Genomic DNA, 15,904 nt, shown 5'->3' on the forward strand with positions numbered 1-15,904 from the left:
CATGCGCGGGGGGGAAGCGCGGACATCCGTTTATCCTGCTGTGCAGGATTCCAGGCGGGCCAATGTCCGTGCTGCCCTCCTTCTCGCTGGCTTGGCCATTGTTATGATCGGTGTTGCGTTTGCGGCAGTGCCGGCTTACCGGATGATCTGTGCCTTGACCGGACTGGAAGGAACTCCCCGTATTGGTCAAGTCTCTGGCCAGATTGGTGCGCGTTTGGTCAAGGTGCGCTTTGACGCAAATATTAACCGCGATATGCCATGGCGGTTTGTTCCCTTGGATCGGGAGGTCACTGTCCGTGTGGGGGAACCTGTTCTGGTACACTACCGTGCGACCAATACATCCGCCGCAGCTGTTTCGGGTACGGCCACGTTCAATGTAACACCAATGAAGGCGGCCCAGTATTTTGTGAAGCAGGAATGCTTCTGTTTTGTTGAGCAGCGGCTGGAGCCAGGTCAATCCATGGACATGCCGGTTCTGTTCAGTATTGACCCGGCCATGGTTTCGGACAAACACGTCAATGATGTTGGAACCATGACCCTGTCCTACACGTTTTTCCGGATTCCCGAGGGAGGGAGCGATTCTGCAGCGTCTTCCCACGTGGATCAACCGGATGGAGTGCCTGTCCCCACGTCATCAGGAGTCTTGTGATGAGTCATGCCGCGTCAGCCCGCAGCCATCCATTTCACATCATAGATCCCAGCCCGTGGCCGGCCCTTGGTTCCTTGGGGGCCCTTGTCATGGCATGGGGTGGCGTTGACTATATGCACGGTGAGCCTCCTTTCATACTGCTGTGTGGTTTGGGCCTGGTTCTGTTGACCATGGTTCTGTGGTGGCGGGATGTGATTCGGGAAAGCCGTATTGACAGGGCGCATACCCCACCAGTGGTAACGGGCCTGCAAATGGGCATGGCTTTGTTTATTGGTTCGGAAGTCATGTTCTTCGTGGCGTTCTTCTGGGCTTATTTTCATAATGCCCTGCATTTCAGCCCTGTTATTGGCGGTGTTTGGCCACCTGCCGGTATTGAAACAGCGCATGCCTTCGGGCTTCCACTTGCGAATACCCTGATTCTGGTAACATCCGGTCTGACCCTGATGTGGGGTAAGGGCGGCATTGCCCTGCGGCAGCGCTGGCGCCTTGTGGCGGGTTTGGCTGCCAGTATCGCCCTCGGTCTGATTTTCCTTGGGCTTCAGGCGTGGGAGTACGGTCTTCTGACATATGGTTTCCGCGAGGGTATTTTTCCTTCCACGTTTTATATGGCCACAGGTTTTCACGGTTTTCATGTGTTCATCGGGGTTTGCATGCTGAGCGTCATGTTGGCGCGGGCCTTGCTGGGCGATTTTGATGGCCCCAAGCATCTGGGCTTCCAGTTTGCCGAGTGGTACTGGCACTTCGTGGACGTGGTCTGGATTTTCCTGTTTGTTTTTCTTTACTGGTGGGTTGGGCTCTGATCGCGGCCTTCTCCCTGAAAAACAGATGCTATGCAGGCCGGGGAAGACACCCGGCCTGTTTCGTGGCAGGGTGCGGCCGTTGCAGGCAACGGAGTTCCTATGCGCGATACCTTGGGTGATCCCCGCTTGGTCTGGCGGGATGACGAGACGCCGGTTTCCGGTATTTTTGACGATGTTTATTTTTCGGTGGATGGCGGAGATGCCGAAAGCCGTCACGTGTTCCTGGACGGGTGCGATCTTCCCCGATCCTGGCAAGGGCGGGCGCACTATACCATTGCCGAAACCGGGTTTGGTACAGGCTTGAACTTTCTGCTGACATGGAAGGCGTGGCTGGATGATCCTGCCCGCAGCCAGTTTCTGGACTATGTTTCTGTCGAAGGTTTTCCTTTACCAAAGGATGCCTTGTGCCGTGCCTTGTCCGCGTTTCCTGCCCTTGCATCCTTGGCAGAGCAACTGGTTGCTGTTTGGCCCCGGGCTTTCCAGGGTGCCCATGTGCTGACGTTTGCAGAGGGTAGGGTGCGTCTTCACCTGCGGTTCGGGGAGGTTGGTGCGGCGCTGGCCAGATTATCAGCCCGCGTTGATGCCTGGTTTCTGGATGGTTTTGCGCCATCCCGCAATCCGGATATGTGGCGTGCCGAGGTTCTGCAATCTGTTGCATCCCTGTCTGTGCCCGGGGCACGCCTTGCCAGCTTTACGGCTGCGGGGCCTGTGCGGCGTACGCTGGAGTCCTTGGGGTTTCGTGTCGAGAAACGTCGAGGTTATGGGCGCAAGCGCGAATGTATCGCTGCCGTCTTGCAGCAGTCATCACCGTCTTGTCCGCATCCCTGGTTCAGGCGCCCGGCTCCTTTGCGCACCGGGGTCCGTATTGCCATTGTCGGTGCAGGAATAGGGGGATGCAGTGCCGCTGCCGCCCTGAAACGCCGTGGTTTTGATCCGGTCCTGGTTGATCGTGCCGGACAGGTGGGTCAGGGTGCCTCGGGAAACCCGTGTGGTTTGCTGAAGCCGCGTCTGACTCTGGACCAGGGTATACACGGCCGCTTTTATGGCTTGGCTTTCCTGCATACCCTGCGTGTTATGGCCGAGCTGGAAAAGATGTGTCCGGATCTGGATCTGGTGGTTGGCCGGGGTATTTTGTCGGTGGCCCGTAGTGATGATGAATACGGGAAAATGACCGCCCTCGCTCCCACCCTGCCGCCGGGGGTCGCTGTTTCTGTTGATTCTGTAGAGGCACATGCTCTTGCCGGTATCGGGGTGTCTTCGTCCCCCGGTGGCTTGTGGTTTCCCGATGCCCTGTCCATTTGCCCCTTGTCTGTGTGTCAGGCCCTGAGTGCAGATATTCCCTTGGTGCAGGGTGAGGTTACGGCCTTGGCCAGAACGGCTTCCGGATGGCATCTGGAAGGAACAGGCATCGAAGCCGATGCTGTTATACTGGCGGCAGGTCCCTCTATTCCGCGTCTTTGTCCGGAGGCTGACCTGCCTGTCCGGGCAAACCGCGGGCACATTGCCTTTATGCCCGAGGTTCCGGGTTTGCCCGATGTTGCCTTGTCTTTTGGTGGATATCTGTCCCCGGCTGTATCCGGTACCGGTGATGCGGGCCGTATGCGGGTGCTGGGGGCAACTTATGACCGATGGGCTGATATTGGCGATAACAGCTGGGCGATGGAACGGGCCGATGATGCGCGCCGGTCCCTTGATCTGCTTGGCAACCATGTGCCGACGGTTGCAGACCGTTGGCAGGGCAGGGAGCCGTGTGGCGGGCGGATTTCGCTCCGGGCAACCATCGCCGACCATATGCCGATGGTTGGGCCCTTGTTCCGGGTAAAGGACTGGCAGGAAGCATACCGTGACCTGCATCATGGCCGCCCCGGGACCTCATACCCCCAAGCTCCCTTGATTGATGGCCTGTATATTCTGGGTGCCCTTGGATCCCGGGGCTTTCAGACAGCTTTCCTTTTGGCGGAGGTATTGGGAGCTCTGTGTGATGGTTCCCCCTTGCCCCTTGATACCGATCTGTACGAGGCGTTGCACCCCGGTCGTTTTGCAATACGCGCACTTCGCCGCCGATCACGGTGAATCAACGCAGCTCATACGTAATATCCGATCCGCGTGATTTCAGCGCGGTTCGGACCAGCTGTCCCTTGGTGTTGTACCAGAAGGTCCGCTCCAGATCCCCGCTCATGGTGTAGCGGCGGGTGTCGAAGCTTTTGCCGTTGATCTCGATGGTTTCGTTGGTCGGTCCTGCAACGGATACGTTCAGCACTTTGCCATCAAACGGGGAGAGCAGGGTCTTGCGGGTCAGGTTATCCAGATTCCACTGATTATGGAGAAGGGTATCCGCCGGGACCTGCTTCTCGGTGCCGTCTGCGGTAACGCTCAGGGCGTTCTTGGCTGCTGTAACCGAGACATTGTGATGTGTACCATCATCATTCGTTTTTGATACCAGGCTTGCCAGCTTCTTTCCTTTCCACGTTTCTGTTGACTCATGCTCATAGCGGAATGCCGTGATAAAGGCGATCTGAACGGCCAGCTCTGTCTTGATCTGGACCGTGGTTGTTTCCCCCTGACGATTGAATGCAATGCTGTGCGTCCCGATGGGATTGCTATCCCTGAGGACAGAGTAGACCCAGGTTTCATTGGCCGGGGGCTGGGCCTGTCCTGCAAGCGGGGTTATGGACACAAGCAAGATAAAGACAAAGCTGACAATCTTCAGTGCGGAGCATGTAAGTCTGCGATCAAGCATTGCGGATACCTTCCCGGCTCTTTGGTCATGAAGATATAAAGGTGGGTAAAAAAATTTGTGCGTGTTTCCCGTCACATTCTTCAAGACACACATTCATGGCTGCAACAAAGACAAGGTTAAAGAATTTTTGTGGTTGATGTAAATGCGTTATATGATGAGATCCCTTCTGATTTTATTCTGTCTTGTCTGTTTACTTTTATTTTCCACAGGGGAATGTATGTGGTGAACCAGTTACAGACAGAACTGAATCCATTGTCTGGTTTCTTGGCCGCTTTCCCTGCAAACTATGAGGAGGCACGGCGTAATTTCTGCTTGGCTGCAGAGGGGGAGCGCTTGCCTGTTGATAGCCGGCGTCATGCCTTGACGGGGCCCTTTGGTGAATTGCTGGCCTGTGACGTGGTATGGGCTGGTTCGCGCGCAGCAAGACGCGTTCTGGTGTTGATATCGGCTACGCATGGCGTTGACGGGTTTTGCGGATCTGCCATTCAGACAGACTGGTTGGCTGGTGGTGGTCCCGGCCATTTGCCCGACAGCTGTGCGGTGATGTTGATACACGCTATAAATCCATGGGGATTTGCTTGGTTACGGCAGGTGACCGAGGATGGCATAAACCTGAATCGCAACTTTATCGATTTCTCTTCCGCTCTTCCTGATGACACGGCTTACAGTGCCGTAGCGGATGATGTGGTTCCGGCATCACTGGATGCTAAAATTCTTGCCCAGGCAGATGATCATCTGAAAGCTTTTATCGAAAGCAAAACGGAGGCTGTTGCAGAGCATCTTCTGGCGTCAGGTCAGTACAGCCATCCAGAGGGGCTGTTCTATGGCGGTTCTGGCCCATCCTGGTCGCGCGTTATTCTGGAATCCCTGGTCCGGGATTATGATCTTGCGGGGCGTGCCAGCCTGTGTGTTGTTGATGTCCGCAGTGGTTCCGGTCCCTTTGGCTATGGTGGGTTGTCCTCTGCGTGCTCTCCGGAGTCACGGGCGGCCCGCACGGCCCGCTTGTGGTTCGGGGCCAGTGTTTCTGAGATGCCGTCTGTATCTACGCTCTATCCTGCCCGGTATGGTCTGTCTGATTATTTCTGGCATCCTGTTGTCGGGGAACGCGGCTGTATGCTGGGTCTGGAATTCGGGACTTGGCCGTGGGCAGAGGTCTTTGCGGCCCTGCGGGCAGATCACGGGCTGTATCGCACCAGCCGGACCCTGTCCTGGCACGATCCAGGAACACGGGTGGTCAAGGCTGCTGTGCGGCGTGCCTTTTATCCTGATACGCCGGATTGGCAGGAGATGGTTATGACGCGTGGTCGTCAAGTGATCCGCCAAGCCTTGGTCGGGCTTTCTGAAATGGGGGGCTAGGCTTTTTTCCTTGGTATCAGGGGTATTGGACTGTATGTCTGTGTTCCTCGGTTCACCTTGACACGTCCAGCTGATGAATTATCGCCACGCCTATCACGCCGGAAACTTTGCCGACGTCTTCAAGCATGCTTTTCTGCTGATAGCCCTCGAGCATTTGAAGCAGAAAGAAAAACCGTTTTTTGTTCTGGATACCCATGCAGGAACGGGGTTTTATGATTTGCAGGGTACGCAAGCCGGCAAAACCGGGGAATGGACCGAGGGAATAGGGCGTCTTCTGGATGTTGCGGTCGTCCCGGATCCCCTGATTTCCTATTGTAATCTTGTGCGCCGTATTGGCGGTGATACCGGGCGTTTTTATCCAGGGTCCCCGTATATCGTCCGCGAAACCATGCGGCAGAATGATCGTTTGGCCCTGTGCGAGCTGCACCCCGATGATGCGGCTTTGCTGTCGGCCAATATGGGCCGTGATCCGCGCGTGCGGGTTCAGGCTTGCGATGGCTATACAGCGATCAAGGCGATGTTGCCACCGCCCGAGCGCAGGGGGCTGGTGCTGATTGATCCACCGTTCGAGCGTCGTGACGAGTTCCAGCTTATGGAGCATGCTGTGCGGGACGGCCTGAGGCGCTGGGCCAGCGGGACCTATGCTCTTTGGTATCCTGTCAAGGATCCGGACAGTCATAGGGCATTCCGGGCAGCGCTTTCCAGTTTGACAGGAACCAGGATTTGGTTTGTCGAGCTTTGTGTTTATACTGATCTTTTCCCGTCCCGTCTGAATGGATGCGGTCTTGTTTTTGTCAATCCACCCTGGTCTGTAATCAAGGCTGCCGATGACATGATGCCGTTTCTGTGTGACGTCCTGCGACAGCAGGAAGGCGCGTTCTGGGATTCCGGGTGGTGTGCCGGGGGGGCCTAGGGTTGCATCCCTCTCTTTCGGGGTTTTATTTTTCGGTGCTGTGCCCTATATCCCTGCACCGGTACATTTGGCCGATACACGTGCAGGACCCAGCAGATGACCCGCATATTCTCCGAGACCCTTCACCGTGGTTATGCCCAGACAATGGCCATAGATGGTGACATGCTGGCTGATGAAAGGTCGCCTTTCCAGCATATCCAGATTTTTGACACGCCCAGTGTCGGGCGCGTCATGGTTCTGGACGGGAACGTCCAGATTACCGAAAGGGATGAGGCCAGTTATTCCGAGATGCTGACCCATCTGCCAATTCTGGAGACGGGGACCGTAAAGCGTGTGCTGATCATTGGCGGTGGCGATGGCGCCGTGGCTGAGGAAGCCCTGAAGCATCCTGATCTTCATGTTGACATGTGCGAGATCGATGAGCGTGTTATTGCCTTGTGCAAGACGCACCTTGCCTCTGTCCACAAGGGGATCTTTGATCATCCACGCTTCACCCTGCACGTGCGGGACGCCTTTGATTTTATGCGGCAAGATGAGAACAGGGGGTGTTTTGACCTGATTATTGCCGATCGTCCTGATCCAATTGGTCCTGCCGAGGTGCTGTTCCGGACAGAGTTTTATGAATTGCTGCGGGAATCCCTGACCGACACTGGTGTGGTTGTATTCCAGAATGGTGTTCCCTTCTTCCAGCCCGAAGAACTCTCTGGAACCTTGGTCCAGTTGCGTCGGGTGTTTCCGCACTCCGGTTGTTACCTGACCGTAACGCCAACGTATGTCGGCGGCTTTATGGCCCTGACCTGGGGATCACGCGGAATGGCCTTGGGGTCGGCTCCACGGCACGCAGTGGAGGAGAGATTCCGTAACAGCAAGATACAGACTGATTATTACAATGCTGATGTACATGCGGCTGCTTTCATGCTGCCAGAGTGGATCCGTCGTTTGACGCATCGTTGAGTATTTGCCAAGTTCATATCGTTATTCTGGTTCTGTATAGAAAATTTTAGCTGTTTGTAACGATTCTTCTTTACGGCGTCTTTCGGGGTCGGCATACAGATGCCTCGAAAGATTGCCCTAAGCACGGCTACTCCACCGAACATCGTTCTCCGAGTATGCACGGCGACCGGCTCTTCGATCGAATTTGCGCCATCGGGTTTTGTGCCCGTCCGGTCCGGTTTGGTTGGGAGTAGGTGCCATGAGCCACCTTTATGCTTCCGCACAGGAAGCAGTGGGGACGCTGCGTCCACGCGATCCACTTATGCTGATCCGCCCTCGCGTTATTGCGGCCAGGGCGACCCGCCTTGTCGGGGTTTTTCCCGGGCGTGTGATGTACGCTGTAAAGTGTAATCATACGCTGTCTGTATTGGATGCCCTGTATGCAGGCGGGATTCGTCATTTTGACGTTGCTTCTCTTACGGAACTTCGCACGGTGACAGCCCGTTTTCCCGGGGTTGAATGTCACTACATGCATCCAGTCAAAAGCCGTGATGCTGTGCGTGAAGCTTACTTTGAGCACGGCGTCCGTATGTTTGCACTCGATCATGTCGATGAGCTGGAGAAAATTCTGGCTGCGACAGATAATGCCTTGGATATGACGCTTGTTGTCCGTCTTGATATGCCCCATGGGCAGGCCATGATGTGCCTCAGCGGGAAATTCGGTGCCTCGGTTACGGACAGCGTCCTGTTGCTTCAGCGTATCCAGGCAACGGGAAATTGTGCCGGTCTGACCTTCCACGTTGGCTCGCAGTGTGTCGATACAGCTCCTTTTGTCGAGGCGGTCCGGCTGTGTGGACAGGTTATTCAGGCTGCGGGCGTGCCTCTCTCCGTGTTGGATATTGGTGGTGGATTTCCTGGAATCTATACAGGAGAAGAGCCTGAATTCGAGTTATTTTTTCATGCCATTACCCCCGAAGTACAGGCGCTGGATCTTCCTGACAGTTGCCGTTTGTACTGCGAGCCTGGTCGTGCCCTGGTTGCGGATGGGGCATCGGTCATTACCCGCGTGGAATTACGTCGTGACACCAAGCTTTATCTGAACGAAGGAACGTATGGTTCCCTTGCCGAGCTGAAATATCTTGGCAATTGTTTCCCGATGCGGCTTCTCAGAAGCACCTGTCGTGATTTTTCGACAGCGCCCATGCAGGGGTTTGATCTATATGGGCCGACCTGTGACAGTGTGGATACCATGCCGGGGCCATTCTGGTTGCCGTCAGATGTTCAGGTTGGTGACTGGATCGAGATTGGTCGGCTTGGTGCTTACTCTGCGGCCTTGATGACCCGGTTCAATGGCTGTGCATCGGTAACCCCGGTTCTGGTTGATGATGCCGAGGTTCTGCCTGTCTGTTCGGTGGTTTCGCTGAAGGATTTGCGACGACGTGCAGCCTGATGGGCTCTTGGTCAGGCAACGAAGGCCGCAAGCAATTCCTCTGCGGCTTTTGACGGGTCAATGATTCCCCGGCTGATGTCGGCCTCGATGCCTGGGATTCGTCGCCTGACGTCTGGGTGCTCGCGGAACAGGGCATCCAGACGATCCTGTACCAGAGACCACATCCAGGCATGCTTTTGCTGCTGCCTTCTGGTTTCCAGTGCGCCGCTGCTTTTTTGCAGGGTGTGGTAGGCTTGTATTGTGTCCCACAGCGTTTCCAGGCCCCGCTTATGAAGGGCCGAGATTGGCAATACAGGCGTTTTCCAGCCAGATGGTGTCGTATGCCCCACAATATTCAGGGCGCATCGGTAATCTTGGCATGTTTGCCGGGCCGTGGGATCGTCTTGATCGTCTACTTTGTTAACGGCGACAATATCAGCCAGTTCCAGGATGCCTCTCTTGATGCCCTGTAATTCATCACCGGCATTGGGCAATATCAGCAGCAAGAAGACATCTACCATATCGGCGACGCAGGTTTCCGACTGTCCGGTTCCCACGGTTTCAATCAAGACAATATCATACCCCGCAGCCTCGCAGACAATAACGGATTCCCGCGTTGTGCGGGCTACACCGCCCAGATGACCGGATGTGGGAGAAGGACGGATAAAGGACAGGGGATCCGCCGCCAGCTTCTCCATTCTGGTCTTGTCGCCAAGAATAGAGCCACCCGAGCGACTGGACGTTGGATCAATCGCCAGGACGGCGACCTTCATCCCCCGTCCGGTCAGAAGCATTCCGAATGTTTCTATGAGTGTTGATTTCCCGACGCCCGGTATGCCCGATATTCCCATGCGCAGGGCTGTTCCGGAAAAGGGAAGCAGGGCTGATATCAACGCATCGGCTTCCTTGCGGTGATGCGCGGCGCGGCTTTCGATCAGGGTTATGGCGCGTCCCATAATTCCCCTGTCCCCGGATCGTATGCCGGCAACATAGTCATCTGTGGTCAGGTGACCCGATGGGTTCAAGGTATAGCTCCTGTCGTGTGGTGGGCTTTGAGCACTATCTCAGGGTTTTCTGTCGTATCCCCGTTGCGTGTTGAGCGTGTCCAGAACTGTGGCTGCAGCCTTGCTGATCTGTGTTCCGGGGGGGAAGATGGCGGCTGCTCCGGCCTTGTACAGGGCGTCAAAGTCTTGTGGCGGTATAACGCCGCCGACAAGGATCAGGATATCGCCGCGGCCGAGCTTCTCCAGTTCATGCTTCAGGGCGGGTACAAGTGTCAGGTGACCAGCGGCAAGAGATGAGACGCCAATCATGTGGACATCGTTTTCCACGGCTTGCCGGGCAGTTTCTGAAGGCATCTGGAACAAGGGACCAATATCAACATCAAATCCCAGGTCGGCAAAGGCCGTGGCAGTAACCTTCTGACCCCGGTCGTGACCATCCTGCCCCATTTTGGCAATCAGAATACGCGGTCGGCGGCCATCAAGGGCTGCAAAGTGTTCGACCTGTTGCCGGACCTGCTCAAAGACTGTGTCCATCCCGCTGATCTCCCGGGAATAGATGCCGGAAACAACGCGTGCGCTGCCTTGGTACCGACCGTACACTTTTTCCAGAGCTGCCGATATCTCGCCCACGGTGGCTTTGGCGCGGACAGCCTCGATTGACAAGGCCAGAAGATTGCCGCTTTTGTCTTCTGCTGCCCTGGTCAGGGCTTGCAGCTTTTGCTCTACTTCAGTGGTATTACGCTCACGCTTCAAGACAGACAGGCGTTCCAGCTGACAGGCCCGTACGGCGGCGTTGTCAATTTTCAGAACCTCGGTTGTTTCGTCATCAAGAGGACGGAAGCGGTTGATGCCGATAACGGGCTGCATGCCGGAGTCAATGCGAGCCTGGGTCCGGGCTGCGGCTTCTTCAATACGCATCTTGGGCAGGCCCGTTGCAATGGCTTTTGCCATGCCGCCTTCGCGTTCAATTTCTTCTATGTGTTCCTGTGCACGTCGGGCCAGGTCGTATGTCAGGCGTTCCAGGTAGAAGCTGCCCCCCCATGGGTCGATGGTTCGGGTTATTCCGGTTTCCTGTTGCAGGAACAGCTGAGTGTTGCGTGCAATGCGGGCCGAGTTTTCTGTTGGCAAAGCCAGGGCTTCGTCAAAGGCATTTGTGTGCAGGGATTGTATTTGTCCATGTGTTGCGGCCAAGGCCTCTATGCATGTGCGCACGATATTGTTGCTGACATCGCGGGCCGTCAGTGACCAGCCGGACGTCTGACAGTGCGCGCGCAGGATGCGTGATCTGTCCAAGCGGGGATTGAACGGTTCCAGCAAGGAAGACCATAGCATGCGTGCCGCCCGCAGTTTGGCTATTTCCATGGCAAAGTTCATGCCTGTTGCCCAGAAGAAGGACAGGCGCGGGGCAAATTGATCAATATCCAGCCCTGCTGCCAGCCCTGTGCGGACATATTCGATGCCATTGGCCAGTGTGTAGGCCAGTTCCAGGTCTGCTGTCGCCCCAGCCTCGTGCATATGGTAGCCCGATACGGATATCGCGTTGAACTTCGGCATATGCTCTGCAGTATAGGCCAGGACATCGGAGACAATCCGCATCGATGGCTCGGGCGGGTAAATATAGGTGTTACGGACCAGGAACTCCTTCAGGATGTCGTTCTGGATGGTTCCGGACAAGTGCTGGGGGTGTACGCCCTGTTCCTCTGCGGCAACGATGTACAGTGCCATAATCGGCAGGACCGCACCGTTCATGGTCATGGAGACACTGACCTTGTCCAGCGGGATCCCGGAGAACAGGATGCGCATATCCAGCACACTGTCGATCGCGACGCCGGCCATTCCGACATCCCCGCCCGCGCGTGGATGATCACTGTCATATCCGCGGTGTGTCGGCAGGTCAAAGGCCACGGAAAGCCCCCTTTGTCCTGCAGCCAGATTACGGCGGTAGAAAGCGTTTGATTCTTCTGCTGTCGAGAATCCTGCGTACTGACGGATTGTCCATGGTTGCTGGACATACATGGTCAGATAGGGGCCGCGTATAAAGGGTGGCAAGCCTGGAAGGCTGTCGATGCACGGCAGTCCTTCTGTATCGTGGGCCGTGTACAGGGGTTTTACGGGTATGCCTTCTGCTGTCTTCCATACCGCTTCATCGGGGTGGCAGCCTGCCTCGCGCGTGAAATGTTCAGCCCATGTTTCGATATCGCCGTTTTGTGCATGTTCGGACAGGGACCCATTGTCATAAAGGGGAAGGGTGCTGAAATCAGGAATGGATGACATGGGGCCATGCTCCCGCGCGGTGCAGGCAGGCCCGCAGAAAGTCCGGAGTGTGGCTTGTCCGGGACAGAACGGTATCTGCACCGGGCCAGTCCACATGTGTTTCTGTTACGGCGGTGATGTGCCTGATCCCGGTTCGGCGTAGGCGTTCACACAGGGAGGGCCATAGATCCGGGCTTGTGCACAGGCATACATCAAGCCCGGGATGCGCTTCAAGGCGGCTTGTCATGGCATCAACGGACTCAGGTCTCCCGCATTCCACAACATCCAGGCCGCCCGATAACAAGACATGACGGGCAAACGTCATGGCATCAGAACATCCATCCGTATACGCCAGAAAAATAGCGGGTCTTTTATTGGTACGGGCTGCGTGGTCCGATGCATCCTGCAGACTTTCAAACTCCTCAGCCACGCGACGGCATGGCAGCGGGGCAAGGCTTGTCGGTTGGTGGTTGCCGGCAATCCACGCCGTAAGCCCCGACAGACGTGCTGTCTCCGCGGCGTGGAAGAATGCATCCATACCGTTGGCCTGTACTGTTTCGGGTACAGTGCGCAGACGCGCGGCCACACCCTTGCGCAGGGCATAATGATTAATGCTTTGCTCGGGCATGGACAGCCTGTCAGGAGAAGGAAACCGGTTGACGCCAGTGATCAGGTCAGCATGACAGCCAACAGCCTTGGTCCGTGATTCCCATGCGGCATCCAGCATCTGTTGCAGAGAGCCATCAAGGAGGCTTGGCAGAATACCCCCGTGTCTTTCCAGCTCCTGGAAGTGCGTCCACGCTGTTTCTGCTACCTGTTGTGTCAGCGTTTCCAGAAACCAGGATCCGCCGGCAGGATCAAGAACACGTCCGATGCCACTTTCATCGCGCAGGATATGCTGGATGTTGCGCGCAATCCGCCGTACATCACGGGATGGAAATCGGCTTGCAGCGTCAGGGGGTAGTGTTGTGATGCTACCGGCCCCCCCCAGGACAGCAGCCATCCCGGCAAGGGTTGCGCGCAAGATATTGGTCCACGGATCACGGTGGCACAAAATGCGGCTTGCTGTGGTGGCCCGAAGGCGCATGCTTGTTGCTGGCCCCGAAGCACCGCAGGCTGATGCAACTCGGGCCCAGGCCATGCGTGCTGCCCTCAGTTTGGCGATGCCCGCAAACAGGTCTGTTCCGGTTGTCAGAACAAAGCAAATGCGGGAGCATGCCTCTTCTGCCTCAAGCCCGGCAGCCATCATGGCGCGTAAATAAAGAAGTGCTGTAGACAAGGTGCAGGCGATTTCCTGGCAATCGGTTGCTCCAGCGTCAGACCAGATGGTCCCATCTGCGGCGGCTACCCCGACATAGGGAAAATGCTGCACGGTTCTGCGCGTGAAGATGCCCAAGTCTTTCAGAGCCTGCTCATGCCCCTGTATCAGAAGACCGGTTCTGGCCAGTGTTCCGACCGGGTCGATATTAAAGGAGCCGCTGCATTCATGCGTTGCCAAGCCTCGCTTGCGCCAGACGGCCTGCAGAAAGGCAGCTCCCGCCCATGCACCATTCCCCATTTGCAGGTTAACAGGAACAGCCTCCAGAAGAATACCAGCCAGAGCTGTATCTAGATCGTCTGCAGTGAACATCAAAATCCCATCGCAGGGTGTTGTGTCGTCAGCGGATACATGCTGCGTGTCTGTTCCGTGCTGGGCCGTGGCATCACATTTCAGCAAGACGGATGTGACGCCATTCTCCAGATCCTCAAGAAGCTCCTGGTTTGTAACCTGAAGGTCAGGATGCTTGAACTCCTGCTGGATATCCCAGCCATGAACAACAGCCCCGGAGGCAGCTCCCCCGCGTATGAAGGGAGCAAGTCCCGGGGGGGCAATGTCGGCAACATCTGTATTGTGCCTGCCATAAAGCGGCTTGATAGCAAAGCCGTCGTGCAGGCGGGAGGAGAGAACCTTTTCCGCATCTTCTTGAGCCAAGGCACGGGCTACCATCTGATACCACAGTGCGGAATCCAGGGTAACAGGGCCAGATCCGGCGTCTGTTGTGGCTTCTGCGTCCATGGTTCTTTCCGTCTCTTTCTTGGTGCTGTTTCGCAGGTTCCCGACTCTATATTCATAATACGATACCGTTGCGTCAAAACGATATATTCTGTTAACCCATCGCCTGTTTATCGAATCAAGGTTAGATCCGGATCATGTTGATTGCTTTTAAGCAGTCGCTTCCACCGTGTGATACATTTGTCCCGGTGCTATGGGGCGGTTATGAAATTCTTTTCTCTTGTTGCCTTGATTCTTTTTTGTTTGCTCTTTCCAGCTTCTGCCCTTGGCCTGTTGACTGATGGTAGGTCCATCAGCGTTGGTTTCGTTTACCCCGGTAGTTGGTATGTTTGGATGGTCATTCCAGCATGATCAGGGGCGGCGTGCTGTTGAAGAGTATTTTGATGACAGGGTTATAACATCTTATGTTGAAAGCGTTCCTCCCGGTACAGATGTATAGCATGTCCTTATCTCTGTTTGCCCGTTAGGACTACGATTTTGCCTTTGCCGCATCCTTTGATTTTATGGGCTATAGTAGCACGCTTCCTCCATGCCCGGTTCGAGAATGCAATGGAGTACTTTTCGGCACCCAATGAGGCAGTCTGCGATATCCGGTTTCATGAAGGGTGAGCCATTCTGAGGACGTTTGCCGCTCATGTGACACGCTCAGGCCTTATTGGTATAGGGGTGATTACTATATACATCGTGTTCGGGTCGTTCTGGATGGAACGTGGGAGCTTGGTATTTTTCTCGGGGGCGTTCAGTCCAACATGATCCGGATTGCACTGTTCAGTGCAGCAGTTGGCCCTGCGGCTCGTAGAGATACATATGTGATACAGGATGACCTTCAGTGCGGAACGTTTTTCCGTTTTGTGGCCCTGTCCGTAATCAATCCGGAGCCTTGGTTGTCAAGGATGGGGAGTGTCCGACAGAAGCTCGCATCAGCTCATGAACTGGTTTGTTGAGTGTGTACAAGGTTATTTGGGGCGTTGGATGGCTGTTTGGTGGTACTGGGTCGCCTGTGTCATGTTTGGTTTTGGTGAAGGGTGGGGTTGCCGTAGCGTGCTGTGCCTGATAAGTCACTTTGCACCACTATTCGTACCCCCCCCCCGCTTGCAGGAGAAGAGAATTCATGCCGCGTCGCACCGCCGTATTGAGGACAGATGCCGTACGTCCGTCACTCAAACGTGATACCTTGGTAGAAGTCGCCGAGAGACTCTTCGATCGCTACGGGTTTCACGGTACCGGCGTTGACAGGCTGGTTCAGGAGTCCGGGGTTGCAAGAATGACCTTCTACAAACATTTTCCGACCAAGAATTCCTTGGTCCGGGCTGTGTTGGAGCGCCGTGACGAGCGATTCCGCAGCTTTCTGGAGAGACATGTCGTCGAACGTTCTGATCCGGCTCAGCCTGAAGTTCTGGCAATCTTCGATGCCCTGGCAGACTGGCTCGGTAATGAAGGGGCGCAGGGGAACCTTTTGCTGCGCGCAGTTGGAGAGTTTTCCGGGCATGACGTCAGTATAGCCGGTGATGCTGTGTTTCGCTGCCGTTGGGCGGGTCCATGGTTTGCAGAACGGTTGGGTGAGCAGGGTGTTGGTCAGGCAGACGCGCGGGGGTGGGATCTTGCTCTTCTTTTGGAGGGGGCGGTGGCCCTTGCGCCGGTTGTTGGTGGGCGGGATGCAGCGGGGCAGGCCAAGCATGCGGCAGCGGCCCTTCTGTTTTCTTGGACCCGGAGTGCTGAGATATAAGGGGTGGAGTACGGATGTATGTCTGCCTGTAAGGAAAGGGTAGCCTCG

13 protein-coding genes are annotated in these 15,904 nt (G+C 55.8%); 9 read left to right on the forward strand and 4 right to left on the reverse strand.

The window, feature by feature from the left end; translation table 11 throughout:
* Window position 1: 1 nt before the first annotated feature.
* From HEQ61_RS00425 to mnmC, 3 genes are all read left to right on the forward strand, one after another.
* On the forward strand, window positions 2-649 hold the full coding sequence (locus HEQ61_RS00425) for a cytochrome c oxidase assembly protein (RefSeq protein WP_168018624.1): 648 nt from the start codon (window positions 2-4) through the stop codon (window positions 647-649).
* Window positions 649-1,449: a cytochrome c oxidase subunit 3 gene (locus tag HEQ61_RS00430; RefSeq protein ID WP_168018625.1), complete on the forward strand. Its 801-nt coding sequence runs from the start codon at window positions 649-651 to the stop codon at window positions 1,447-1,449. Before HEQ61_RS00425 ends, HEQ61_RS00430 begins: the two co-directional genes overlap by 1 nt.
* A gap of 99 nt (window positions 1,450-1,548) precedes the next feature.
* On the forward strand, window positions 1,549-3,522 hold the full coding sequence (mnmC, locus tag HEQ61_RS00435; RefSeq protein WP_168018626.1) for a bifunctional tRNA (5-methylaminomethyl-2-thiouridine)(34)-methyltransferase MnmD/FAD-dependent 5-carboxymethylaminomethyl-2-thiouridine(34) oxidoreductase MnmC: 1,974 nt from the start codon (window positions 1,549-1,551) through the stop codon (window positions 3,520-3,522).
* 1 nt (window position 3,523) lies between these two features.
* Here mnmC and HEQ61_RS00440 read toward each other — a convergent pair whose 3' ends face one another.
* Window positions 3,524-4,189: a DUF6134 family protein gene (locus HEQ61_RS00440; RefSeq protein WP_168018627.1), complete on the reverse strand. Its 666-nt coding sequence runs from the start codon at window positions 4,187-4,189 to the stop codon at window positions 3,524-3,526.
* Between the two features lie 219 nt (window positions 4,190-4,408).
* Here HEQ61_RS00440 and HEQ61_RS00445 point away from each other — a divergent pair, with 219 nt between their 5' ends.
* The 4 genes from HEQ61_RS00445 (at window position 4,409) to HEQ61_RS00460 (ending at window position 8,841) form a co-directional block, all read left to right on the forward strand.
* The gene (locus tag HEQ61_RS00445) at window positions 4,409-5,545 is read left to right on the forward strand and encodes a DUF2817 domain-containing protein (protein ID WP_322099157.1); all 1,137 of its coding nucleotides are present in this window, start codon (window positions 4,409-4,411) and stop codon (window positions 5,543-5,545) included.
* A gap of 73 nt (window positions 5,546-5,618) precedes the next feature.
* On the forward strand, window positions 5,619-6,458 hold the full coding sequence (locus HEQ61_RS00450; RefSeq protein ID WP_168018628.1) for a 23S rRNA (adenine(2030)-N(6))-methyltransferase RlmJ: 840 nt from the start codon (window positions 5,619-5,621) through the stop codon (window positions 6,456-6,458).
* 96 nt (window positions 6,459-6,554) lie between these two features.
* Window positions 6,555-7,412 carry a polyamine aminopropyltransferase gene (speE, locus tag HEQ61_RS00455; protein ID WP_168018629.1) on the forward strand — a complete coding sequence of 286 codons (858 nt, stop codon included), beginning with the start codon at window positions 6,555-6,557 and terminating at the stop codon, window positions 7,410-7,412.
* Between the two features lie 238 nt (window positions 7,413-7,650).
* Complete coding sequence (locus HEQ61_RS00460; protein WP_245183033.1) at window positions 7,651-8,841, forward strand: type III PLP-dependent enzyme; 1,191 nt, start codon at window positions 7,651-7,653, stop codon at window positions 8,839-8,841.
* 11 nt (window positions 8,842-8,852) lie between these two features.
* Here HEQ61_RS00460 and meaB read toward each other — a convergent pair whose 3' ends face one another.
* The 3 genes from meaB to HEQ61_RS00475 are packed head-to-tail and all read right to left on the reverse strand — an operon-like array spanning window position 8,853 to window position 14,133.
* On the reverse strand, window positions 8,853-9,845 hold the full coding sequence (gene meaB / locus HEQ61_RS00465) for a methylmalonyl Co-A mutase-associated GTPase MeaB (RefSeq protein WP_209315572.1): 993 nt from the start codon (window positions 9,843-9,845) through the stop codon (window positions 8,853-8,855).
* A 39-nt stretch (window positions 9,846-9,884) separates the two neighbouring features.
* A complete protein-coding gene (gene scpA, locus HEQ61_RS00470) occupies window positions 9,885-12,098 on the reverse strand; it encodes a methylmalonyl-CoA mutase (RefSeq protein ID WP_168018631.1) in 2,214 nt (737 codons plus the stop codon).
* Window positions 12,082-14,133 (reverse strand): methylmalonyl-CoA mutase family protein, encoded by a 2,052-nt coding sequence (locus tag HEQ61_RS00475; RefSeq protein ID WP_168018634.1) that lies wholly within the window; start codon window positions 14,131-14,133, stop codon window positions 12,082-12,084. The genes scpA and HEQ61_RS00475 overlap by 17 nt, the downstream gene beginning before the upstream one ends.
* Before the next feature lie 602 nt (window positions 14,134-14,735).
* On the opposite strand from HEQ61_RS00475, the gene HEQ61_RS00480 reads away from it, so the two are divergent.
* Window positions 14,736-15,074, forward strand: coding sequence for a hypothetical protein (locus HEQ61_RS00480; RefSeq protein ID WP_168018636.1), 339 nt, complete (start codon window positions 14,736-14,738; stop codon window positions 15,072-15,074).
* 167 nt (window positions 15,075-15,241) lie between these two features.
* On the forward strand, window positions 15,242-15,856 hold the full coding sequence (locus tag HEQ61_RS11375; RefSeq protein WP_168018638.1) for a TetR/AcrR family transcriptional regulator: 615 nt from the start codon (window positions 15,242-15,244) through the stop codon (window positions 15,854-15,856).
* The last annotated feature ends 48 nt before the right edge of the window (window positions 15,857-15,904 follow it).

Origin of the sequence: Haematospirillum sp. H4485, from assembly GCF_012102745.1 — a bacterium.
In the GTDB taxonomy this organism is placed as follows: Bacteria; Pseudomonadota; Alphaproteobacteria; order Rhodospirillales; family Rhodospirillaceae; genus Haematospirillum.